General features: G+C 68.5%; 20 protein-coding genes, 1 tRNA gene and 1 riboswitch. Of the genes, 7 read left to right on the top strand and 14 right to left on the bottom strand.

The genetic code is table 11. From position 1 onward, the window contains the following. Positions 1 to 108: 108 nt before the first annotated feature. Positions 109 to 534, top strand: coding sequence for an HIT family protein (locus RZ1_RS04605; protein WP_072809634.1), 426 nt, complete (start codon positions 109 to 111; stop codon positions 532 to 534). On the opposite strand, the gene RZ1_RS04600 is transcribed toward RZ1_RS04605, so the two are convergent. The 3 genes from RZ1_RS04600 to RZ1_RS04590 all read right to left on the bottom strand — a co-directional run bounded on the left by RZ1_RS04600 (position 510) and on the right by RZ1_RS04590 (position 3,814). Then, positions 510 to 1,640, bottom strand: a complete 1,131-nt coding sequence (locus RZ1_RS04600; protein WP_238071725.1) for an alpha/beta fold hydrolase — start codon at positions 1,638 to 1,640, stop codon at positions 510 to 512. The genes RZ1_RS04605 and RZ1_RS04600 overlap by 25 nt on opposite strands. A 68-nt stretch (positions 1,641 to 1,708) precedes the next feature. Then, complete coding sequence (locus tag RZ1_RS04595) at positions 1,709 to 3,115, bottom strand: sensor histidine kinase (protein ID WP_072809632.1); 1,407 nt, start codon at positions 3,113 to 3,115, stop codon at positions 1,709 to 1,711. Beyond that, positions 3,116 to 3,814 carry a response regulator transcription factor gene (locus RZ1_RS04590; protein ID WP_072809631.1) on the bottom strand — a complete coding sequence of 233 codons (699 nt, stop codon included), beginning with the start codon at positions 3,812 to 3,814 and terminating at the stop codon, positions 3,116 to 3,118. A 118-nt stretch (positions 3,815 to 3,932) separates the two neighbouring features. On the opposite strand from RZ1_RS04590, the gene RZ1_RS04585 reads away from it, so the two are divergent. The 3 genes from RZ1_RS04585 to RZ1_RS04575 all read left to right on the top strand — a co-directional run bounded on the left by RZ1_RS04585 (position 3,933) and on the right by RZ1_RS04575 (position 5,461). Next, complete coding sequence (locus RZ1_RS04585) at positions 3,933 to 4,139, top strand: hypothetical protein (protein ID WP_072809629.1); 207 nt, start codon at positions 3,933 to 3,935, stop codon at positions 4,137 to 4,139. Positions 4,140 to 4,174: 35 nt separating this feature from the next. Continuing rightward, positions 4,175 to 4,235: riboswitch (guanidine-III (ykkC-III) riboswitch) on the top strand. Positions 4,236 to 4,245: 10 nt separating this feature from the next. Next, complete coding sequence (locus tag RZ1_RS04580) at positions 4,246 to 4,560, top strand: DMT family transporter (RefSeq protein ID WP_072809627.1); 315 nt, start codon at positions 4,246 to 4,248, stop codon at positions 4,558 to 4,560. Between the two features lie 58 nt (positions 4,561 to 4,618). Further along, positions 4,619 to 5,461 carry an ABC transporter gene (locus RZ1_RS04575; protein ID WP_072809625.1) on the top strand — a complete coding sequence of 281 codons (843 nt, stop codon included), beginning with the start codon at positions 4,619 to 4,621 and terminating at the stop codon, positions 5,459 to 5,461. Positions 5,462 to 5,556: 95 nt separating this feature from the next. Here RZ1_RS04575 and RZ1_RS04570 read toward each other — a convergent pair. Beyond that, positions 5,557 to 5,631, bottom strand: a tRNA-Thr gene (locus RZ1_RS04570). A 131-nt stretch (positions 5,632 to 5,762) separates the two neighbouring features. On the opposite strand from RZ1_RS04570, the gene RZ1_RS04565 reads away from it, so the two are divergent. After that, positions 5,763 to 7,250 carry a threonine/serine exporter family protein gene (locus RZ1_RS04565; protein ID WP_083583528.1) on the top strand — a complete coding sequence of 496 codons (1,488 nt, stop codon included), beginning with the start codon at positions 5,763 to 5,765 and terminating at the stop codon, positions 7,248 to 7,250. 19 nt (positions 7,251 to 7,269) lie between these two features. Here RZ1_RS04565 and RZ1_RS04560 read toward each other — a convergent pair whose 3' ends face one another. From RZ1_RS04560 to RZ1_RS04550, 3 genes are all read right to left on the bottom strand, one after another. Further along, a complete protein-coding gene (locus RZ1_RS04560; protein ID WP_068155287.1) occupies positions 7,270 to 7,509 on the bottom strand; it encodes an MbtH family protein in 240 nt (79 codons plus the stop codon). After that, complete coding sequence (locus RZ1_RS04555) at positions 7,506 to 8,897, bottom strand: lysine N(6)-hydroxylase/L-ornithine N(5)-oxygenase family protein (RefSeq protein WP_072809623.1); 1,392 nt, start codon at positions 8,895 to 8,897, stop codon at positions 7,506 to 7,508. Before RZ1_RS04555 ends, RZ1_RS04560 begins: the two co-directional genes overlap by 4 nt. 222 nt (positions 8,898 to 9,119) lie before the next feature. Then, entirely contained in the window at positions 9,120 to 9,920 is an 801-nt protein-coding gene (locus RZ1_RS04550; protein ID WP_072809621.1) for an alpha/beta fold hydrolase, read from the bottom strand. Positions 9,921 to 10,198: 278 nt separating this feature from the next. Here RZ1_RS04550 and RZ1_RS30415 point away from each other — a divergent pair, with 278 nt between their 5' ends. Both RZ1_RS30415 and RZ1_RS04545 read left to right on the top strand, forming a co-directional pair. Beyond that, positions 10,199 to 10,372, top strand: coding sequence for a hypothetical protein (locus RZ1_RS30415; protein ID WP_169917856.1), 174 nt, complete (start codon positions 10,199 to 10,201; stop codon positions 10,370 to 10,372). Positions 10,373 to 10,414: 42 nt separating this feature from the next. Continuing rightward, complete coding sequence (locus RZ1_RS04545; RefSeq protein ID WP_072809619.1) at positions 10,415 to 11,914, top strand: alpha,alpha-trehalose-phosphate synthase (UDP-forming); 1,500 nt, start codon at positions 10,415 to 10,417, stop codon at positions 11,912 to 11,914. Positions 11,915 to 12,051: 137 nt separating this feature from the next. Here the strand turns inward: RZ1_RS04545 and RZ1_RS04540 are convergent, their stop codons facing one another. The 7 genes from RZ1_RS04540 to RZ1_RS04510 are packed head-to-tail and all read right to left on the bottom strand — an operon-like array spanning position 12,052 to position 19,290. Next, complete coding sequence (locus tag RZ1_RS04540) at positions 12,052 to 12,702, bottom strand: Rv1363c family protein (RefSeq protein ID WP_083583519.1); 651 nt, start codon at positions 12,700 to 12,702, stop codon at positions 12,052 to 12,054. Next, positions 12,699 to 13,223 carry an Rv1363c family protein gene (locus tag RZ1_RS04535; protein WP_072809617.1) on the bottom strand — a complete coding sequence of 175 codons (525 nt, stop codon included), beginning with the start codon at positions 13,221 to 13,223 and terminating at the stop codon, positions 12,699 to 12,701. The genes RZ1_RS04540 and RZ1_RS04535 overlap by 4 nt, the downstream gene beginning before the upstream one ends. After that, on the bottom strand, positions 13,223 to 14,638 hold the full coding sequence (locus RZ1_RS04530) for an MCE family protein (RefSeq protein ID WP_072809615.1): 1,416 nt from the start codon (positions 14,636 to 14,638) through the stop codon (positions 13,223 to 13,225). The genes RZ1_RS04535 and RZ1_RS04530 overlap by 1 nt, the downstream gene beginning before the upstream one ends. Continuing rightward, positions 14,635 to 15,894 (bottom strand): MCE family protein, encoded by a 1,260-nt coding sequence (locus tag RZ1_RS04525; RefSeq protein ID WP_083583518.1) that lies wholly within the window; start codon positions 15,892 to 15,894, stop codon positions 14,635 to 14,637. Before RZ1_RS04525 ends, RZ1_RS04530 begins: the two co-directional genes overlap by 4 nt. After that, positions 15,891 to 17,216: an MCE family protein gene (locus tag RZ1_RS04520; RefSeq protein WP_072809613.1), complete on the bottom strand. Its 1,326-nt coding sequence runs from the start codon at positions 17,214 to 17,216 to the stop codon at positions 15,891 to 15,893. Before RZ1_RS04520 ends, RZ1_RS04525 begins: the two co-directional genes overlap by 4 nt. Continuing rightward, positions 17,213 to 18,271, bottom strand: coding sequence for an MCE family protein (locus RZ1_RS04515; RefSeq protein ID WP_072809611.1), 1,059 nt, complete (start codon positions 18,269 to 18,271; stop codon positions 17,213 to 17,215). The genes RZ1_RS04520 and RZ1_RS04515 overlap by 4 nt, the downstream gene beginning before the upstream one ends. Beyond that, positions 18,268 to 19,290, bottom strand: a complete 1,023-nt coding sequence (locus tag RZ1_RS04510) for an MCE family protein (protein WP_072809609.1) — start codon at positions 19,288 to 19,290, stop codon at positions 18,268 to 18,270. Before RZ1_RS04510 ends, RZ1_RS04515 begins: the two co-directional genes overlap by 4 nt.

Below are 19,290 nucleotides of genomic sequence, written 5' to 3'. Positions count from 1 at the left end.
CATCCGGCCGGGCCACCGGATCGGCACACCGAGAAGACGACCGCGCACGTTTCTCCGTACGCGGGTGTCCATCTGCTGGGCGGCTACGCCTCCGCCTATCCTCCCGATATGGCTTCCGTGTTCAGCATGATCATCGCCGGCGATCTGCCGGGCCGCTTCGTGTGGGAGGACGACGACGTCGTCGCGTTCCTCACCATCAACCCGCTCAACCCGGGTCACGTGCTCGTCGTCCCCCGCGAGGAGGTGGACCACTGGCAGAACGTCGACGACGAACTCTGGGCCAAGGTCAACGGCGTCGCGCGCATCATGGGGCGGGCCGTGTGCGCGGCGTACGACTCCCCCCGCTCGGGCCTGCTCATTGCCGGGCTCGAGGTTCCGCACCTGCACCTGCACGTGTTCCCCGCCTACGACCTGGGCGACTTCGACATCTCGAAGGCCGAGCGCGACCCGTCACCGGAGGCGCTCGACGAGGCCCGCGACAAGGTGCGCGCGGCGCTGCGGGAACTGGGCTACGGCGCCCACGTCCCGGACTGAGATTCCCGGATCGCGGGTTCGTCGCCGCGCGCCGGGTCCCGGGGTGCTTCGTGCGGGTCGTCGAGGAACTGCGCCAGATGCACCCACGACGTGGTGCGTGCGGCGGGTCCGGTGAGCAGACCGAGGTGACTGCCGGGCGCGGTCGTGAACCGGACCGCCGCGTTCGGCAGGACTTCGGTGATCGCCGCGACGGCCGGGATCGGCGCGAGGACGTCCTCGGTACCGGCGAGTGCGAGCACAGGGACGGTCACCGCAGCGAGATCGATCGTCCGGCCGGCGAACCGGGCCTGTCCGGATGCGAGGTCGTTGGCGACCGTCAGCCGCATACCCATTTCGTGGAACAACCGGCCCGGGTAGCCGAACATGCCGGCCTGGAACCGGTCGACGGATTCCATGCGGGCCAACCGGTCGGCGTCGGTGATGTTGCAGGCGATGAACCACGGCCGCATCAGTTCCCGTTCGAGCGCGGTGGCGCGGTAGCCGAGCTGCACGATCGGGGCCGGGATACCACCGAGGAGGCGTGACAGCCCGGCCAGGACGGGAGCGCCGACGTACCGGCCCGCGACCCGCGCGAGCGCAACCAACGGGATCTGCGCGTAGTCGATCGGGGTGCCGAACGCAGCGATCGACCGGATCGGAAGCTCCGGGTGCGCGGCGGCGGTGAGCAAACCGACCGTCCCACCGAGGCTCCACGCGACGAGGTCGACCTCGCGGTTGCCGCTCAGTTCCGACACCCGGTGGATCGCCTCGGGCACGATGTCGTCGATCCACACCTCGAACCCGAGGTCGCGGTCGTCGTAGCTCATCGGCCCGTAGTCGAGGACATAGACGCTGCGGCCGAGGTCCACGAGGTACTGCACCACGCTCTGGTCGGGCATCAGGTCGTAGCAGCTCGACGGCGCGGCGAGCGGGGTGACGAGCAGGACCGGGTCCCCGGCATGCTCCGGACCGAATCGGCGCAGGGTCCGGTGCGGGCCGTCGCCGACGATCACCGACGGCGTGCGGTGCGGCGGCGCGATCCCGTCGGACAGGAACAGCGACCACGCGTTGCGGGCCGCACCGAACGCGAAGCCGGTCGCACTGCTTGCCATGTCGGTGATGCCCATACTCGATTTGCCTCCAGCGTTGCGCGACCTGCACCGCGGACACCGTAACCGAGGAACTTACCGGAGAGTCAGTCCACCCGGTGGCGCGGCAGCAGCACCCGGAACGTCGCGCCCCGGCCGACCTCGCTGTCCACCTCGACGGTGCCGCCGTGCGCGGCGACCAGCGCCGCGACGATCGACAGCCCCAGGCCGCTGCCGCCGGACGCGCGGGTCCGCGAGCTGTCGGCCCGGTAGAAACGTTCGAACACCCGCTCCCGGTCCGGTTCGGCCAGCCCCGGCCCGGCATCGGCGACCTCGAGGACGACCCGGTCGCCGACGGTGCCGACCCGCACGGTGACCGACGCGTCGGCCGGAGTGTGCGTGAGCGCGTTGGTGACGAGATTGTCGAGGACCTGCCGCAGGCGCACCGCGTCGCCGAGCACCTCGGGGATGCCCGGACCGTCGATGATCTCGAGCCCGATCGTGCGATCCGCGGCGACGGCGCGGGCACCGTGCACGGCATCGGAGGCGAGCGCGAGCAGATCCACCGCCTTCTGTTCGAGGGGCCGCTGGGCGTCGAGCCGGGCCAGCAAGAGCAGATCTTCGACGAGGATTCCCATGCGGCGCGACTCGTTCTCGATTCGGGTCATCAGCAGGTCCGTGTCGCGACCGGCGCCCTGCCGGTACAGCTCGGAGAAGCCGCGGATCGTGGTGAGGGGGGTCCGCAGCTCGTGCCCGGCGTCGGCGACGAAGCGGCGCATCCGCTCCTCCGAGCGACGCGCCGACTCCTCGGACGCGGCGGTCGCCGCGAACGCCGACTGGATCTGGGCAAGCATCGTGTTCAGAGCCACCGACAACCGTCCCACCTCGGTGCGCGGGTCCCGTTCCGGCACACGTTCGTGCAGGTCGCCACCCGCGATCGCGACCGCGGTGCGTTCCACCTCGCGAAGCGGGCGCAGGCTGCGCCGGACCACGAAGTACCCGGCGACACCGAGCGCGACCAGGACGGCGGCGCCGATCCCGAGCTGCAGGGCCACAAGCCGCCCGACGGTCTCGTCGGTCTCCTCCAGGCTCATCGCGACGACGGTGGTGCCGCCGTCCGGATCGACGGTCGCCAGCACCCGCCACCGGGTGCCGGATCCGTCGGCGGATCCGACGGTCACCGGCTCCCGCACCGCGGTATCCGGCAGCGCCGGCGAGGCCGACCGGTCGTTGATCATGACCCGCACCGTGCCGTCCGGGTTCGCGACCCGCACGTAGAACGGGCTCGGCGGCCGGTCCTGCCCGATCGCCGGAGGCGGGAGCTCCGGCCGGGCTCCGAGCGGCTTGGCCCAGCCGTGCGCGGCGTCGTGCAGGTCTCGGTCGATCCGGCTCAGCAGCGAACCCTGCAGGAAGGTCGTCACCGCGACCCCGGACGCCAGCAGCCCGAGTCCCGAAAGCACGAGCAGCGCGGCGACGAGGGTGAATCGCAGCGGCAGGGCGGGCGGCCGGCGCATCTATTTCGGCTCGCGCATCACGTATCCGACGCCGCGCAGCGTGTGGATGAGCGGCCGGTCACCGGTGTCGATCTTGCGCCGGAGATACGACACGTACGACTCGACGACCCCCACCTCGCCACCGAAGTCGTAGTTCCACACGTGGTCGAGGATGCGCGGTTTGCTGAGCACCGTGCCGGCGTTGACCAGGAAGTAGCGCAGCAGCGTGAACTCGGTGGGCGAGAGCGCGACCGGTTTCCCCGCCTTCCACACCTCGTGGGTCTCGTCGTCGAGTTCGATGTCGGCGAAGGTGATGCGGGACGAACGCTCCGCCTCGGACACCTTCCCGGCGCGGCGCAGAATCGTACGCAGCCGCGCGATGACCTCCTCGAGGCTGAACGGTTTGGTGACGTAGTCGTCCGCACCGAGTGTCAGACCCGACACCTTGTCCTCGACGGTGTCCTTGGCGGTGAGGAACAGCACGGGTGCCTCGGAGCCGTCGGCCCGCAGACGACGCAGCAACCCGAACCCGTCCATGCCGGGCATCATCACGTCGAGGATCACCGCGTCCGGGCGGAAGACGCGAGCCCGGTCGAGGCCTTCGGCGCCGGTGGAAGCGGTCTGGACCTCGAATCCCTGGAACTTCAGGCTCACCGCCAGCAGTTCGACGATGCTCGGTTCGTCGTCGACGATGAGGATTCGCGCTTCGGGAACGGTCACAGGCTCATTGTCTCGGGCGCGGCTGTCCGGTCGCTGACGGTTTCCTGTGAGAACGCTGGCAGTGCCGTGACGGGCGCGCCTCACGCAGCTGTCGGGCCCCGGTGCTAACAATGGGGGCATGTCGTGCTCCGCCTGCCTCGCCGAACTGGACCACTGCCACGGAACGCTCGTGGTGCATGCCGCCGTCGAGATCGAATGCACCGACCCGGACTGCACCGACCTCGCGTCGGTCCGCCACAGCCTGCTGATCGACTGCCCGGAACTGTCCGGCGGCTGCGGCTGCACCGAACTGCGGGTGTCCGCGATGGCACTTCGAGCGTCCTGACCTGCGGCCCGCCCTGGAAAAGTTCGCTAGACTACAGACCGTCGATCGACACCCGGACGAGCGCACCGTACCCGGCCAGCGACAAGACGGTGCACTGGAGCTCGTCATGGCATGGATCGTTCTCGTCGTGTCCGGTGTCCTCGAAGCGGTGTGGGCCACCGCGCTGAGCCGCTCGGCCGGATTCACCCGCCTCGGACCGTCCGTCCTCTTCGCCGTCGCCCTGCTGATCAGCATGGCCGGCCTCGCCTATGCGATGCGCACGCTGCCGGTCGGCACGTCGTACGCGATCTGGGTGGGAATCGGTGCGGCCCTGACCGTCGGGTTCGCGATGGCCACCGGCAGCGAGTCGGTCTCGGTGGCCAAGGTCCTGCTCATCCTCGGAATCGTCGGGTGCGTCATCGGGTTGAAGGTTCTCCACTAGTACCTCCGGAGCGTTCGCGGTCGACCGCTTTCGTGTGTCGTGCGATTACAGTGAGCGCATGAATCTGGCGTCCGCGCTCGCATTCCCGCTCCGAGTCGGCCTGTCCGCGGCGGACACCGCCCTCGGGCTCGCGGAGTCCGTCATCGGCACGGTCCGCGTGGCCGTGTCCCCCGCCACGTATTCGGCCCTCGGCGCGGTCGGACTCCCCGACACCCGCGGGACGCTGGGGCTGTTGCAGCAGGTGTCGGAACTCGCGGCCGACAACCGCCCGTTGGGGCACGCGCTGCGCCCGGGCGGGCCCCTCGACCGGCTGCTCGCCCCGTCCGGCGCCGTCGACCGGCTCACCGCACCCGGCGGCCCCCTCGAACGACTGCTCGAGCCGGGTGGGGCCCTCGACCGGATCACCGCACCCGGCGGCCCGCTCGACCGGATCCTGGCCGACGACGGTGCGCTCGACCGGCTGCTCTCGGAGGGCGGTCTGCTCGATCGGCTCACCACACCCGACGGCCCGCTCGAACGCCTGCTCGCCCACGACGGCGCGGTCGAGCGGCTCACCGCACCCGGCGGCATCGTCGACACCGCGATCAAGCCGGGCGGTGTCGTCGAACGCGCGCTCGCGGAGGGCGGTGTCCTCGACATCCTGCTGTCCGAACGCGGGGCGCTCGAACGCCTGCTCGCCGAAGGTGGCCCGCTCGACCAGATCGTGTCGCTGTCCGAGACCCTCGCGCAACTGACGCCGGGCGTCCAGCAGATGCACCTGAGCATCGACCTGCTGCAGGAAACCGTCGAACTGCTGCGCGGCGCGGTGGGTCCGCTCGGCGACCTCGCGGGCAAGCTGCCGGGCCGCTGGCTGCGCAGCGGTGGGGTTGCCGGGAAAGGCGAACTATCCCCGCCCGACTGATGCACGACGTGGGCCGCATCCCGAACGGACATCCGCGCGCGGACAAACAGATGCGGCTGACTTCTCGGCGCGCGGATAGGCACGCGGAAGGATCGTGGAGCCCCCTGTCGGGATTGAACCGACGACCTTTCGCTTACAAGGCGAGTGCTCTACCACTGAGCTAAGGAGGCAGTGAAGCGCGCTCATCATATGGCATCCCCAGGTGCCACGCGCCACCGGCCGGTTTGGTTACGGTGGGGTGCATGGTTTTCCCGGTGCAGACCCAGGTTCCCTCCCCCGGGGGCACGCGACGGTGAACGTGCTGAGCGCGGTTCTCGGAAAACTCGTCCTGGATCGCCGGGCGACCGTCGACGCGGTCACCGAGGCACCGGCGCCGCTGCAGCCGATCGATCTGACCGACGACGCGACGGTCGCCGAAGCCCTCGACGTCGCGGTGCGGGTCGGTGAGGTGCTGCTCGCCGCCGGTACCGGCGCGATCGACACGTCGGACCAGGTGCAGTTCGTCGCCGCGACGTACGGCCTGGCCCGATGCGACGTGGACGTGACGTACAACTCGATCGTGCTGTCGGCACATCGGGGTCCGACGATGCCACCGGCGAGCACGATGCGGATCGTGCACTACCGGTCGATGGACTTCACCCGGCTCGCGGCGGTGGACCGGCTGACCCGCCGGATCCGCCGGGACGCGATCTCCCCGGCCCAGGCCCGCGAGGAACTGCTCGCGATCACGTCGGCTCCGCACCCCTACCACCGGTGGGTGGCAACCCTCGCGTGGTCGGCGATGGCCGCGTCGATCGCGGTACTGCTCGGCGGTGGGCTGCTCGTCGCGGCCGTTGCGTTCGCGTCGACGCTGGTGATCGACCGGGTGAACCGGTACCTCAACGGGCTGGGTCTGCCCTTCTTCTTCCAGCACCTGGTCGGTGGCATCATCGCGACCGCCCCGGCGATCACGCTGTACGCGTTCCGGGAACAGTTGGGGATATCGGTGTCGCCGGGGCTGATCATCGCGGCCGGCGTGACGGTGCTGCTGTCGGGCCTGTCGTTGGTCGGTTCGGTACAGGACGCGATCACGGGTGCGCCCATCACGGCGTCGGCCCGCTTCTTCGAGCTGGTCATGATGACCGGCGGCATCATCGCGGGCGTCGCGACGACGCTGCGGATCGCCGCGGTGCTGGGTTCGGACCTGCCGGTCATCAACTATGTCGTGACCACCGGTCTGACCCAGTTGCCGTCGAAGGTCGCGGCCGGCGCTGCCGCGTCGCTGTTCTTCGCACTGGCCTGTTACGCCGAGCGGCGGGCCCTGACGGCGGCGGCCCTGGGCGGCGCGGTGGGTGCGCTGGTGTATCAGCTGGCTCTGGGGCTGAGCGTGGGTCCGATCATCGCGTCGGCAACCGCCGCGACGGTGGTCGGCTTCGCCGGTGGCCTGATGGCCCGCCGCGCCTACACTCCGCCGCTGGTCGTCGCGGTCGCGGGGATCACGCCGCTGCTGCCCGGCCTCGCGCTGTACCGGGGTCTGTACGCAATCCTGCAGACGGAACTGCTGGTCGGATTGACCGCCCTGTTCGCCGCGTTCGGCATCGGGTGCGGACTGGCGGCCGGGGTCACGCTCGGCGAGTGGATGGCCCGGACCGCGCGGTACCCGCGCAGCATGCGTCGAGCCGGGACACTGCGTCGGCCGGCGCTGCGCCGGGCCAGGCCACGGCGGGCCAGGACGGCATCGCCCACCCCGGAAACGACGAAAGTCACGCCGCGCGTCGCTCGCTTGCGGCGTGACTTTCGGAGGAGCTGAAGGTCAGGCGGGCTGAAGGTCAGGCGTTGCCCTGACGAGCCTTCTCGTCGGCTTCCATGGCGTCGCGCAGGCTCTTCGGACGCATGTCGGTCCAGTTCTGCTCGACGTATTCGACGCACGCAGCGCGCGATTCCTCGCCGAACACGACCCGCCACCCCTGCGGGACCTCAGCGAAGGTCGGCCACAGCGAATACTGCTCCTCGTCGTTCACGAGGACGTAGAAGCGGCCGTCTTCGTCGTCAAATGGATTCGTGCTCATCTCGCCTCACTTGTTGCGTAGGTGTGCTGGTCGGGAATCCTACCAAGGAGCGGCAGCTCCCCACGGGCGCCCGGCAGGTTCGCCCTGCGCCGTTCCAGCACCGCACCGAGGATCTCGCCGGCGCGGATCGCCGTGTTCGACAACAGCGACGCGGTGATGCCGTGGGTCTTCTCGGTGCCGCCCTGCAGATAGATCCCGCCCTCCACGTCGGTGGGTGTGGGCAATCGGTAGTCGCGGGCGACGTGATGCAACGGCATGTCGGCGGGCGCAAGGGACCCGAGCAGCGGGGCCAGCGGCGCCGGCGCGAACCCGGTCGCGAGGACGACGGCGTCGCAGACCAGGGTGTCGGTGAGTCCGTCGAGTCCACTGCGGACCTGCACCTCGATACCGGTCGCGGTCTCGTCGATGCCGGTGACCTCCGAGACCCGGCGCATGAAGAGGCGCCGCTTGCCCGAGATGCGCTCACGGTATTCGGTGGCGTAGATCTCGGCGATCAGGTCGGGATCGACAACCGAGTAGTTGGTGCTGCGGTGCAGTTCGAGCAGCCGTTCGCGTTCCTCGCGGGGAGCACTGTGGAGCTCGTCGACCGTGGCGGGATCGAAGATGCGATTCGCGTAGGGGCTGTCGTCGGCGGGGCTGTACCCGAACCGGCCGAACACGTTGTGCACCTCGGCGCCGGGGTAGTTGCCGTGCAGGTACCGCACGACCTCGGCGGCGGACTGCCCGGCACCTACGACGACGAAGCGCTGGTGCACCGGCGCCGGCATCTCGGCGAGGTGGAACAGGAACTGGTGGTTGTGGAAGCAGCGCGCGGATTCGGTGGCCCACTCGGGGATCCGGGCCCGCAGTCCGATGCCCAGCACGATGTTGCGGGCGTGCACGACGTCGCCGTCGGCGGCGCGGACCGCGAACAGGTCCGCGTTGCCCGTGCCGACACGCACGGCGTCGACGCCGATGACCTCGGTGCCGTAACGGACGTCGGCGTCGACGCGCTCCGCCGCCCACCGGAGGTAGTCCTGGAATTCGTGGCGGGTGGGGAAGAAGGTCTGGTGATTGACGAAGTCGACGAGCCGTCCGCGCGTGTGCAGGTAGGAGAAGAAGCTGTAGCTGCTGGTCGGATTCCGGAAGGTGACCAGGTCCTTCGGGAAGGCGATCTGCATCGTGGCGCCTTCGAGGAGCATCCCCGGGTGCCAGGAGAACGACTGCTGCTTCTCGAAGAATCGCGCCCGGACCGGTGAACCCGGCTCGGCGGCGTTGTGTTCCTCGATCGCGATGCTCAACGCCAGGTTGGCAGGCCCGAATCCGATACCGACGATGTCGAGGATGTCCCCCGGCGGGAAGTCCGGAATCCCCGAGTCCTCGGGGGGTGTGCTGGATCGATCGGTCATTGCTCATCTCTCGCGCTCGGGGGCCACAGCCGCAGCCGGGTTTCGATCGACTCGGGTCGAAGGTAGCTCAGGCTATCCTTTGTTTGGTGAGCCTATCAACAGCTCCCCAACCGGCGCTCGCCCTCCGACGGCCACCGATCGCACCTGACAAAAGTCCCGAAAAGAATTGAGCGCGGTGGGATCGTTCGATCCCACCGCGCCCGTTCGTCGCGAAGCTGCGCCTCAGCCGGCGAAGAAGTCCACAATCACTTTGTTCACTGCCTCCGGCCGCTCGAGGTATCCGTAGTGGCCGGCGTCCGGGATCTCCTCGTAGACGGCGTTCGGGATCACGTCGGCCACCTCCTTCGAGAGGTACGCCGGGATCATCCGGTCGTCGGCGAATCCGACCGCGAGGCAGGGCACCCTCACAGCACGATAGGCCGAGCGTCGATCGAACTCGCGATCCATCGAAAGCTGCGCCCGCACACCCGGCGACGTCTTGCCGCCGGTGAACTCGAAGACGTCGAGCCAGTCGCGCGCGGCGTTCGCATCCACGAGCGACGCCGGAGACAGGTTCATCACCGCGGTGACCGCAGCCCGGTACTTGGCCGGAAGTTCCACGCCGCTGTCGAACAATTGGCGTTCACCCTCGGTCAACGTGAGCTGGAACTGGTCCATTCGCGCGTGTCCGGCAAGGAAGACGGCCTTGCGGACCAGATCCGGCCGCGCGAGCGCCAGTTCCTGCGCGACGCGGGCACCCATCGACGTCCCGACGACGTAGGCCGGCCCGCCGAGCAGTTCGATCAGGCCCGCGGTGTCGGCGACGAGATCCTCGATCGTGATTCCGTCGAGACCCTCACCCGACGGAGCGATACCGCGGTTGTCGAACGTGGCCACCCGGTAGCCGGCCTTGACCAGCGCGGGCACCTGATGCAGGTCCCACACCCGCCCGGGGCTCCCGGTTCCCATGATGAGTACAACGAGGTCGCCGGCCCCTTTGACCTGGTAATTCAGCGGGATGCCGTTGATCGTCGCGATGGGCATGAAGACCTTCCTCGAAAATGTCGCTGCGGGACGGCCTCGTCGACACGAGCGCACGGGCCGGGTCCACCGTACCGCGCGGCCGGGTCACACCGAACGGACCGCAGAACGCCGCGCAAGCGGAGGACAGACCGGCAGCAGCGCGTCGGCCCCTTATCGATACAGACCCCACCCGGCACGCGGTGCCCCGGGTCGCGGGTGGCGTGCGGCTGTTCGATTCTCCTAGAGTCGAGTTACGAATGACCTGCTCGAGCCGAGCAGCACTCCCGGGAGGAAACACCATGGCCGCCGACGTGACCACCGATACCGACATCGCCGACGAGGATCTCGAGCCCGTAGCCGACGAGACCGCACGGCAGGCGCAGCGCGTCGTCGCGGCCTACGCCGAGGACGCCGACGAGTGCCGCATGCTGCTGTCGATGCTCGGTATCGGACCCGCCGACAAGTCGAACTGACCGTCCGCTCCGAAGCCACGCAGCCAGAGAAGAGGACACGACGTGCCCGTAGCCGATCCGACGACCTTCACCGAATCCGACTTCGTTGTGGTCGCCAACCGGCTGCCTGTCGACCTCGAACGCCTTCCGGACGGCACGACCCGATGGAAGCGCAGCCCCGGCGGTCTCGTGACCGCGCTCGAGCCGATCCTGCGCACCCACCGCGGTGCGTGGGTCGGCTGGGCCGGGATCGCAGACGCCGACGTCGATCCGCTCGTCGACGACGACCTGGTGATGCACCCGGTGCCGCTCAGCGCCCAGGAGATCGCCGACTACTACGAAGGTTTCTCGAACGCCACGTTGTGGCCGCTGTACCACGACGTCATCGTCCGTCCCGAGTATCACCGCGAATGGTGGAACGCCTACGTCGAGGTGAACCGCCGGTTCGCGGAAGCGGCAGCGAAGGCCGCCGCGCAGGGCGCGACCGTGTGGATCCAGGACTACCAGCTCCAGCTCGTGCCGAAGATGCTGCGGATGCTGCGCCCGGACCTGACTATCGGCTTCTTCCTCCACATTCCGTTCCCGCCGGTCGAGCTGTTCATGCAGATGCCGTGGCGCACCGAGATCGTCGACGGCCTGCTCGGCGCCGATCTGATCGGCTTCCACCTGCCCGGCGGAGCCCAGAACTTCCTGTACCTCGCGCGGCGGCTGGCCGGGCACCAGACCTCCCGCGGCAACGTCGGTGTCCGGTCGAAGCTCGGTGTCGTGCAGGTCGGCTTCCGCACCGTCCGAGTCGGCGCGTTCCCCATCTCCATCGCGTCCGGCGAGCTCGACGAACAGTCCCGGCGCAAGTCGATTCGCGACCGCGCCAAGCAGATCCGCAAGGAACTCGGCAATCCGAAGCACATCATGCTCGGCGTCGACCGGCTCGACTACACCAAGGGCATCGACGTCCGGCTCGACGCCCTGCACGAGCTGATCGCCGAGGGTCGCGTCGACCCGTCGCAGACGGTGATGGTGCAGCTCGCGACTCCGAGCCGTGAACGGGTCGAGTCCTACATCCACATGCGCGGCGAGATCGAGAAGATGGTCAGCCGCATCAACGGCGAGTACGCCGAGGTCGGCCGGCCGGTGGTGCACTACATCCACCGCCCGGTCCCCCGCGACGAACTCATCGCGTTCTTCGTCGCGGCCGACGTGATGCTGGTGACTCCCCTGCGCGACGGGATGAACCTCGTCGCCAAGGAGTACGTGGCGTGCCGCAGCGACCTGGGCGGTGCCCTGGTGTTGAGCGAATTCACAGGCGCTGCAGCAGAATTGCGACAGGCTTTCCTCTGCAATCCGCACGATCTGGAGAACGTGAAGGACCAGATGGAGGCCGCGCTGTCGCAGCCCCGTGAGGACGGACGGCGGCACATGCGGGCACTGCGGCGGCAGGTTCTCACCCACGACGTGGACCGCTGGGCACGCGCGTTCCTCGACGCGCTCGCGCACGGCGGCGCCGCGGGTCCCGCGCTGATCGCACCCGAGGAGACACCCGAACCGGAGCTCACCGAGCGGTGAGCGGCCCGGCGATCGACGCTCGGGCGGTCATGCTCTAGCCCGTCGGACAGCCGCGGGCGTCCGGCAACGCGCGGATGTCTCCCGCGTCGGCGGGTCAGCGCTCAGTGCAGCCGGAACACGCTCATCGGTGGCGAGATTCAGATCGGCGCCAGCCGGCTCACCAGCCAGCGACCGTTCTCGTTCTCCAGTTCGACTCGTACCCGGCTGGCGCTGCTGACAGCCTCCGGGTACTCCGAGTTGGTGCTGATCGTGTTGACGAACAACATGGTGACGGCGTGGTCGGCCTCGGCCGACACGATCGACGACGATTGCACGACGGCCTGAACGCTGATCGACTTCTCCTTGGCGCCCGGCGCGATCACGTTGTTCATCAGGTTCAGGTATTCCTCGCGGAAGTCGCCGGTCAGTCCCTCCGCGGCGGCGGCGACCTGCTCGTCGACCTTGTCGTAGCTGTACGCGAGCACGGCGACGGCCTGCTCCTCGGCGGCCTGCACCGCGTCGGTGCGTGCCGCCTCGGCGGCGTTGTCCTGGCTCTTGCCGTAGGCCAGCCAGCCGACGACCGCGGCGAGCACGACGGCGACGGCCACGAGCGCACCGGCCAGCGCCCGTGGAACACCCCCCGTTCCGGTGGCGGTCACAGCATCATCGGCAGGGGGCACGGCGTCATCGGCGGACGTGTCCGACGCGGTGTCGAGCTCGTTGCCCTCGTCGAGGGTCTCACTGCTCTTCTCGAGGACCACGGTCTCGTCCTTGCCGTCGTTCTTCTCGGTCCGGTTCTCGTCGCTCACGGTACGAACTCCACCTTCGATGCCAACAGCCGTCCGTCCTCGTCGCAGATCGTCACCCGCAACCGGAAGTCACGCGGCGAGGCGTCGGGCTGGCCGGCGTTGGACACCATCATGCGCGAGGCGACCAGCGACGACGTGCACGGGCCGTCCTCGGTCTGGATGCCCGCCTCCACCACTTCCCCGGTGGTGTCGACCCCGGCCTTCTGCACCACCTCCACGAACGGACCCTCGCGACCTTCGAACTCGGCCTTGAAGTCACCGGTGGCTCCATCGAGCAGGCGCTGGACATCGGCGTCGGCGGTGTCGCTGTGGATCGTGGTCAGATTCAGCACCGTCTGCCGCGCGGCCTGCAGGTACGCCTCGCGTCGTTCGTCGCGGTCGCGGATCGACTGCCGGTCGATCAGCAGCCATATTCCGGACACGATCAGCAGGACGATGAGGACCGCCGCGCCGATCGAGACCGGCAGAGTCCAGGTCCGCCGCGCCGAGGCGTCTTCGGGTGCCTTGTTCGTGTCCGCCATCAGCCCTGCTGTGCCTTCATGTACGTCTCCAAACTCGTTTCTCCCCCGGTGTCCGCGTGGTGGTAGACGGTGCCGTCGGGACCAATGTACGTGCCGGTCGCCGGATCGATCCGGCGTGCGGTCACGCCCGCGGGTGCGGCGGCGCCGGAACCGTCGGAGTACGACGCGGGCTGGGGGACATCGTCCGCGGATTCCACCGGGGTCGGGGGGCCGATCCACGGATTGTCGCTGTATTCGGGCTGGTAACCGGTCCGGCACTGCTCCGGTGTCGGGGCGCGACGACCCGGGAACTCCATGCAGGGAATGTTGCGGGCACCGCGCACCGTGTTCGGATCCGATTGCGGCAGTTTGCAGAACAGGTCGCCGGGTGAGTCGATCATCGACTCGTCGGAGGGGCTGCGCCACTGGTCGGCCGGAAGAAAGCCGGACAGGCACGGCGGCGGATCGTGCAGTTGGAGGTGGAAGTCGACGAGCGCGCCGTCCTCGGCCGGCCCGCTGCCCGCAGCGGTCATCAGCGCCGTGGTCATCGGCGGGTACAGCACCAGAATCTGTTCGATACCGGCGTTGTAGACGACACCGACCTCGCCGACGCTGACGAGGTTCGCGAGCAGCAGCGGCAGTGTGGGCTTCAGGCCCTGCAGCAGTTGCTCGGCCTCGGTCGCCGCGTCGGGCCCCTTCTCCATCAGCGCTCGCAGATCCGGGTCGCTGGTGCGGAGCCGGTCGGTGAAGGTCACCATGTCCCGTGTCCAGGAACGGATCGCGTCGCTGGTGACGACCTGGGTGTCGAGCAGCGGGCCGAGTTCGTCGAGCAGTTGCTGCGTGGGAGCGCTGTTGGCGTTGGCCTCCTGCACGAACAGCCGCGTCGAGTCGATCAGTCGCTGCAGGTCGGGACCGGACCCGTTGAACGCGTCGAACGCCTCGTCCACGACGGTCTGGAGGCGCGTGTCGCTGATGCTCGCGAGCAGCACGTCCGCCTGGTCGAGCAGTGCCCCGACCTCCTGCGGCACGCTCGCCCGATCGACGGGGACAACGTCCCCGTCGGCGAGATGCGTGTCTCCGGAGGCATTCTCGTGGGGAACCAGATCGATGAACTGCTCGCCGACCGCGGACACGCTGCGCACGGCGACGTCGACGTCTGCGGGGATCTTGTAGTCGCTGTCGATCGCCATCTCTGCCTCGACACCGGCGGGGGTGAGCGAAACCGACTCGACCACACCGACGTTCGTGCCGCGGTAGGTGACATTGGAATGCCGGTACAGACCACCGGTCGACGGCAGTTCGGCGGTGACCGTGTACCGCCCGACCCCGAACAGCTGCGGCAGTCGCACGTACTGCGCCGACATGACGACCAGACCGATCACCGTGAGGATCGCGAAGATCACCAACTGGATCCGGACGAACTTCGAGAGCATCATGGTGCGGGCACCCCCAGCGGCAGTTCGGGAATCGTGAACTCGCCGAGTCCCGGGACGGTTACGGTCGCCGGGCCGGGCGCGGTCCGCGGAGCCGGCGGCTGCAGCGGGGCCAGGAACGGGTCGACGGCCTGGCCCGCGAGTCCCGCGTCCTGCCCGAGGATGCCTTCGGGGCCGGCGAGCCGGCCGGCGAGCGGGGTTCCGGTCAGGAAGTTCAGGTCGAGTCGGTCCACCGTCAGGTCGATGGTCATGGCGAGGTTCGCGTAGTCACCCCGGATGGCATTGTTGATACCGGCCTGCGGGAACGGATAGGTGAGCAGCACACCGAGTACCTGGGTGAGCGAGTTGCCCGAATCCGCGAGCGCCCGCAGGGTCGGGGTCAGCGCCCGCAGGTTCGTGTCCAGATCGTCACCGGCGTTCTCGACGAGTCTGCTTGCAACGGAGCTCATCTCACCGAGCGAGCTCAGCGCCGCGGTCAGGTTGACACGCTGATCCGAGAGCACGCCGATCGCCTCCGGCAGTTCGTCGAGGGCACGTTCGAGGGTGTCGGTCTGGTCGTTGACCGTCGACGCCAGCCGGTCCATGCCCTCCATCGCGGAGATGATGTCGGTGCGCTGCCGGTCGAGGGTACCGACGAGTTCGTCGAGGCGCGGCATCAGGTCGCGCAGCGAATCCTCGCGTCCGACGAGCGCCGCGTTCAGTTCGGTGGTGATGTCGTTGATCTGGGCGAGTCCGCCGCCGTTGAGCACCACCGACAGCGACGACAGCGTCTGCTCTGTCGTCGGGTAGGCACCGGCCCGTTCCAGCGGGATGACATCGCCGTCCTCGAGCCGGCCCTGCGGAGGCTCGTCGGTCGGCTCGGCCAGCTCCAGGTGCTGCGACCCGAGCAGGCTCGTCTGCCCGATGCGGGCAGTGGCGTTCGCGGGCAGTTCGACGTCCCGGTCGAGCGCCACGGTCACCAGCGCGTGCCAGTCGACGACCTCGATGTTCGCGATGCTCCCGACGGTGACGTCGTCGACGCGCACCGGCGAGTTCTGGGACAGCGTCGTCACGTTCGGCATCTCGACCTGCACCCGGTAGGCGCCGTCCCCGTGCCCGGCAGTACCCGGCATCGGGACCGAGTTCAGCCCGTTCCATTCGCAGCCGGACAATGTCGCGGCGGCGACCGCCAGGACGGTGACGGCGGCGAGCCGCCTCGGAGATGGAGCGGCTGGCCGCCTCTGGAATGAAGCGGCGGGCCGCCCGGTGCGCGTGGTCATCGGCCTCCTCCCGGCTGCAGCAACGATCCCAGGTCGCCGGGCACGTCGGCGGTCGGCAGCCCCGACAGCAGTCCTTCGGCCGGGCTCGGTGCGGGCGCTTGCTCGGGCGCGAGTCCGCGTCCGGCCGTGGCCTCTTCGAGCCACGGCTCGGTGTAGTGGATCTGGTCCGGGAATGCCTGCACGCCGGCGATCGGGTTGATCAGGTACGGAAGGTAGTTGCTCGACAGCGACGCGAGAACGGGTCCGAGCTGCTGTCGGCACAGTTCCTCGCTTCGCGCGGAGGTGGCGTTGGCCGCGGCGCCCACGGACCCGCACATCCATTCGATCGGGTTGCGGCCGTTGCTGATCGAGAGCGCACCGGTGAGCGAGCCCTGCGCCGGCTTGTAGATGTTGTAGAAGTTCGACAGTGCCGTGGGACCGGAGTGCAGCACCCGTTCGATCTCGGGGCGCTTGCGGGCGAGGACTTCGGTGGCGTCCGCGAGTCGTTCGACGGATTCGGTCAGGCCGTCGCGGTTGTCCTGGACGAACCGCTGCACGTCGCCGACCGCAATGTTCAGGTCGGTGAGCGAGGCACCGAGCTGGTCGGAACTGGAGGCGAGTACGTCGGACACCGAGGCGAGGCGGCCGCCGAACTGCACGATCTGCTCGTTGCTCTTCGACAGGACGGAGACGAAGGCCTGCAGGTTTCGGACGGTGGAGAACAGGTCGGTACGGCCGTCGGAGAGGGTCCGCATGGTGTCGGACAGTTCCCGCAGTGCCTCACGCACCGTGATGCCGTTGCCCTCCAGGTTCTCGGCCGCGGTGTCGATGAACCGGCCCAGTGATCCCTGCGGGTCGAGATCTTCCGGGCCCAGCGCCTCGGTCAAGCGCATCAGCTCGGTCTTGATCTCGTCCCATTCGACGGGAGAGGCCGTGCGCGACAACGGAATCGTGGCATCGTCGTCGATCGTCTCACCACCGGAGTACACCGGCGTCAACTGAATGAACCGTGCGGAGACCAGGCTCTGCGCGATGATCACGGCCTGGGCATCGGCAGGGACGTCGACCGAGTCGTCGACCTGCATCGTGACCCGGGACATGTCGTTGCCCGGCTCGATGGTGGTGATGCGCCCGACCGGCACGCCGAGGACCCGCACGTCGTCGCCTTCGTACAGCCCGGTGGTGGACACGAATTCGGCGTGGATCGTGCGCTTGCCCCAGCCCGGCAGTACGAGTGCGGCGACACCGGCGATCAGCACCGCGGCGACCGCGATCGCGATCGCCGGTACCAGCCACTGCGGGCGGCCCGGCTTCTTCCCGTTCTCGATGGTCGTGTCGCTCATTCGCCATCCTTCTTGATCGACGGCGGGTTGTCCGGAATCACGTCCTCCAGGTCCTGCGGCAGGAGTTCGGGAGCGACGATGCCGTCGACGACCGCCTTCCACCACGGGGCGGGCAGGATGTTCGAGACGTACGCGTTGAAGAACGGTCCGCTCCCGACGGATTCGCCGAGGGAACTGATGTAGGGACCGAGCCCGTCGAGGGCCTCGGCGATGTTGTCCTTGTTCGCTTGCAGATTCGCGGTGACCCTGTTGAGCACCTCGAGCGTCGGTGCCATCTGCGCCTGGTTGTCCTGCACGAGACCGGTCAGTTGCTGCGACACCGAGGAGACGTTCGTGATGAGCGCGGTGATGGCGTCGCGACGCAGGCTCAGTTCACCGAACAGATCGTTGGCGTCGACGATCAGTTCGTTGATGCGGTCGCTGCGTTCGGCGAGGATGCCGGTGACGTTCTCGGCGCGGCCGAGGAGTTCCTGCAGCGATTCGTCGCGCGCGTTGATGGACTCGGAGAGCCGGCGCATCCCTTCGAGGGCACCGCTGATCTCGGGCGGGGTGTCCTGCAGTGCACCGGACAACGCGTCGAGCGAGTCGTTGATGCCGTCGGTGTCGAGTTCGGACACGCTCGTGGTGAGGTCGCCGAGCGCATCGGGCAGCGAGTAGGGCGCGTTGGTGCGTTCGATCGGGATCGTCGTACCGGGCCGCAGGACGCCGTCACCGGACGGCCGCACCGCGAGGGACTTGCGGCCGAGGACAGTGTTGGTCTTGATGTCGGCTCCGGTGGCGTCGCCGAGGGCGATGCCGTCGCGGACGGTGAAGGTCACGAGCACCTGCTGTCCGTCGAGTTCGACGCCGGTGACGGAACCGACATCGACACCGGCGAGGCTGACGTCGTCGCCGGGCACGAGACCACCGGCGTCGGTGAAGTGCGCCGAGTAGTTCAGTCCCCCGGAGATGAACGGGAGCTGGTCGTACTGCAGGCCCGCGAGCACGATCGCGGCACACACACCGAGGCCGATGACACCGACCTGGACTGGGTTGCGTTCACGAGTAGGGCTCATTCGACCTTGGCACACCTTCCGGTCATCTGCTCCGCCGACGTGTAACGGATCGTCGTCCCGTCCGGCCCGGAGAACTTGAACGTGTTGGCGCACAGGAAGAACTGGAAGAAGTTCCCGTACACACCGACACGGATGAGCTTTTTGTAGTCCGACGGCAACCGGTCGAGGGTTCGGTTGATGTCGTCCTCACCGAGATCGAGCTGCGTCATCGTGCGGTTGGTCTCGGCTATCACCGACTGCAGGTCCGGCCGGGTGTTCTGCAGCAGCGACGCGAGATTCGCGGTACCCGCGGCGATCTGCGGGATCGCGGCACCGATGGGATCGCGGTCCTCGGCAAGCCCGCCGACGAGCGTGTGCAACCGGTCGATGGTGTCGGTGAACTGCTGGTCGCGGTCGCCGATCGTGCCCAGCGCGGTATTGAGGTTGTCGATGACGTCGCCGATGAGCTGGTCCCGGTCGGCGAGCGAGTTGGTGAACGAGTTGGTGTTGCCGAGCAGCGACACCAGCGTGCCGCCTTGTCCCTGGAAGATCTGCAGCAACGCGCCCGACAGGTCGTTGACCTGCTGCGAATCCAGCCCCTTGAGCAGCGGCTTGAATCCGCCCAGCAGCAGATCCAGATCGAGCGCCGGCGCGGTCCGGTCGAGCGGGATGGTCTCGCCCGGCTTCAGCTTCTCGCCGGTGCTGCCGGGACCTTCGAGCAGTTCCAGGTAACGGTCGCCGACGAGGTTCTCGTAGCGGACGGTCGCGCGGGTGCTCTGCAGCAGTGTGTATTTCGAATCGACGTCGAACTCGACCTCGGCGACGTTGCCGTCACCGATGTCGATGCCGCCGACCGATCCCACCGGGACACCGGCGATGCGCACCTTGTCGCCGGACTTCAGCCCGGACACGTCGGTGAACGTCGCGCGGTATCCCTCGCTGCCGGAGAACCGGGCTTGGCTGAACACCACGGCCAGGCCGGCGAAGACGAGAATCATCGCGACGGCGAAGGCCGTGAACTTGATCGTGGTCGGTCTCAT

Origin of the sequence: Rhodococcus zopfii NBRC 100606 = JCM 9919 (genome assembly GCF_001895025.1) — a bacterium.
Taxonomy (GTDB): domain Bacteria; phylum Actinomycetota; class Actinomycetes; order Mycobacteriales; family Mycobacteriaceae; genus Rhodococcus; species Rhodococcus zopfii.
The sequence above is the reverse complement of the archived record's forward strand: the minus strand, read 5'-3'. Positions and strand labels throughout refer to the sequence as shown.

Coding starts and splice junctions, on each gene's coding strand:
- RZ1_RS04605 (WP_072809634.1), top strand. CDS start 109: ATGGCTTCCGTGTTCAGCATGATCATCGCCGGCGATCTGCCGGGCCGC.
- RZ1_RS04600 (WP_238071725.1), bottom strand. CDS start 1,640: ATGGGCATCACCGACATGGCAAGCAGTGCGACCGGCTTCGCGTTCGGT.
- RZ1_RS04595 (WP_072809632.1), bottom strand. CDS start 3,115: ATGCGCCGGCCGCCCGCCCTGCCGCTGCGATTCACCCTCGTCGCCGCG.
- RZ1_RS04585 (WP_072809629.1), top strand. CDS start 3,933: ATGTCGTGCTCCGCCTGCCTCGCCGAACTGGACCACTGCCACGGAACG.
- RZ1_RS04580 (WP_072809627.1), top strand. CDS start 4,246: ATGGCATGGATCGTTCTCGTCGTGTCCGGTGTCCTCGAAGCGGTGTGG.
- RZ1_RS04575 (WP_072809625.1), top strand. CDS start 4,619: ATGAATCTGGCGTCCGCGCTCGCATTCCCGCTCCGAGTCGGCCTGTCC.
- RZ1_RS04560 (WP_068155287.1), bottom strand. CDS start 7,509: ATGAGCACGAATCCATTTGACGACGAAGACGGCCGCTTCTACGTCCTC.
- RZ1_RS04555 (WP_072809623.1), bottom strand. CDS start 8,897: ATGACCGATCGATCCAGCACACCCCCCGAGGACTCGGGGATTCCGGAC.
- RZ1_RS04550 (WP_072809621.1), bottom strand. CDS start 9,920: ATGCCCATCGCGACGATCAACGGCATCCCGCTGAATTACCAGGTCAAA.
- RZ1_RS30415 (WP_169917856.1), top strand. CDS start 10,199: ATGGCCGCCGACGTGACCACCGATACCGACATCGCCGACGAGGATCTC.
- RZ1_RS04535 (WP_072809617.1), bottom strand. CDS start 13,223: ATGGCGGACACGAACAAGGCACCCGAAGACGCCTCGGCGCGGCGGACC.
- RZ1_RS04530 (WP_072809615.1), bottom strand. CDS start 14,638: ATGATGCTCTCGAAGTTCGTCCGGATCCAGTTGGTGATCTTCGCGATC.
- RZ1_RS04525 (WP_083583518.1), bottom strand. CDS start 15,894: ATGACCACGCGCACCGGGCGGCCCGCCGCTTCATTCCAGAGGCGGCCA.
- RZ1_RS04520 (WP_072809613.1), bottom strand. CDS start 17,216: ATGAGCGACACGACCATCGAGAACGGGAAGAAGCCGGGCCGCCCGCAG.
- RZ1_RS04515 (WP_072809611.1), bottom strand. CDS start 18,271: ATGAGCCCTACTCGTGAACGCAACCCAGTCCAGGTCGGTGTCATCGGC.
- RZ1_RS04510 (WP_072809609.1), bottom strand. CDS start 19,290: ATGAGACCGACCACGATCAAGTTCACGGCCTTCGCCGTCGCGATGATT.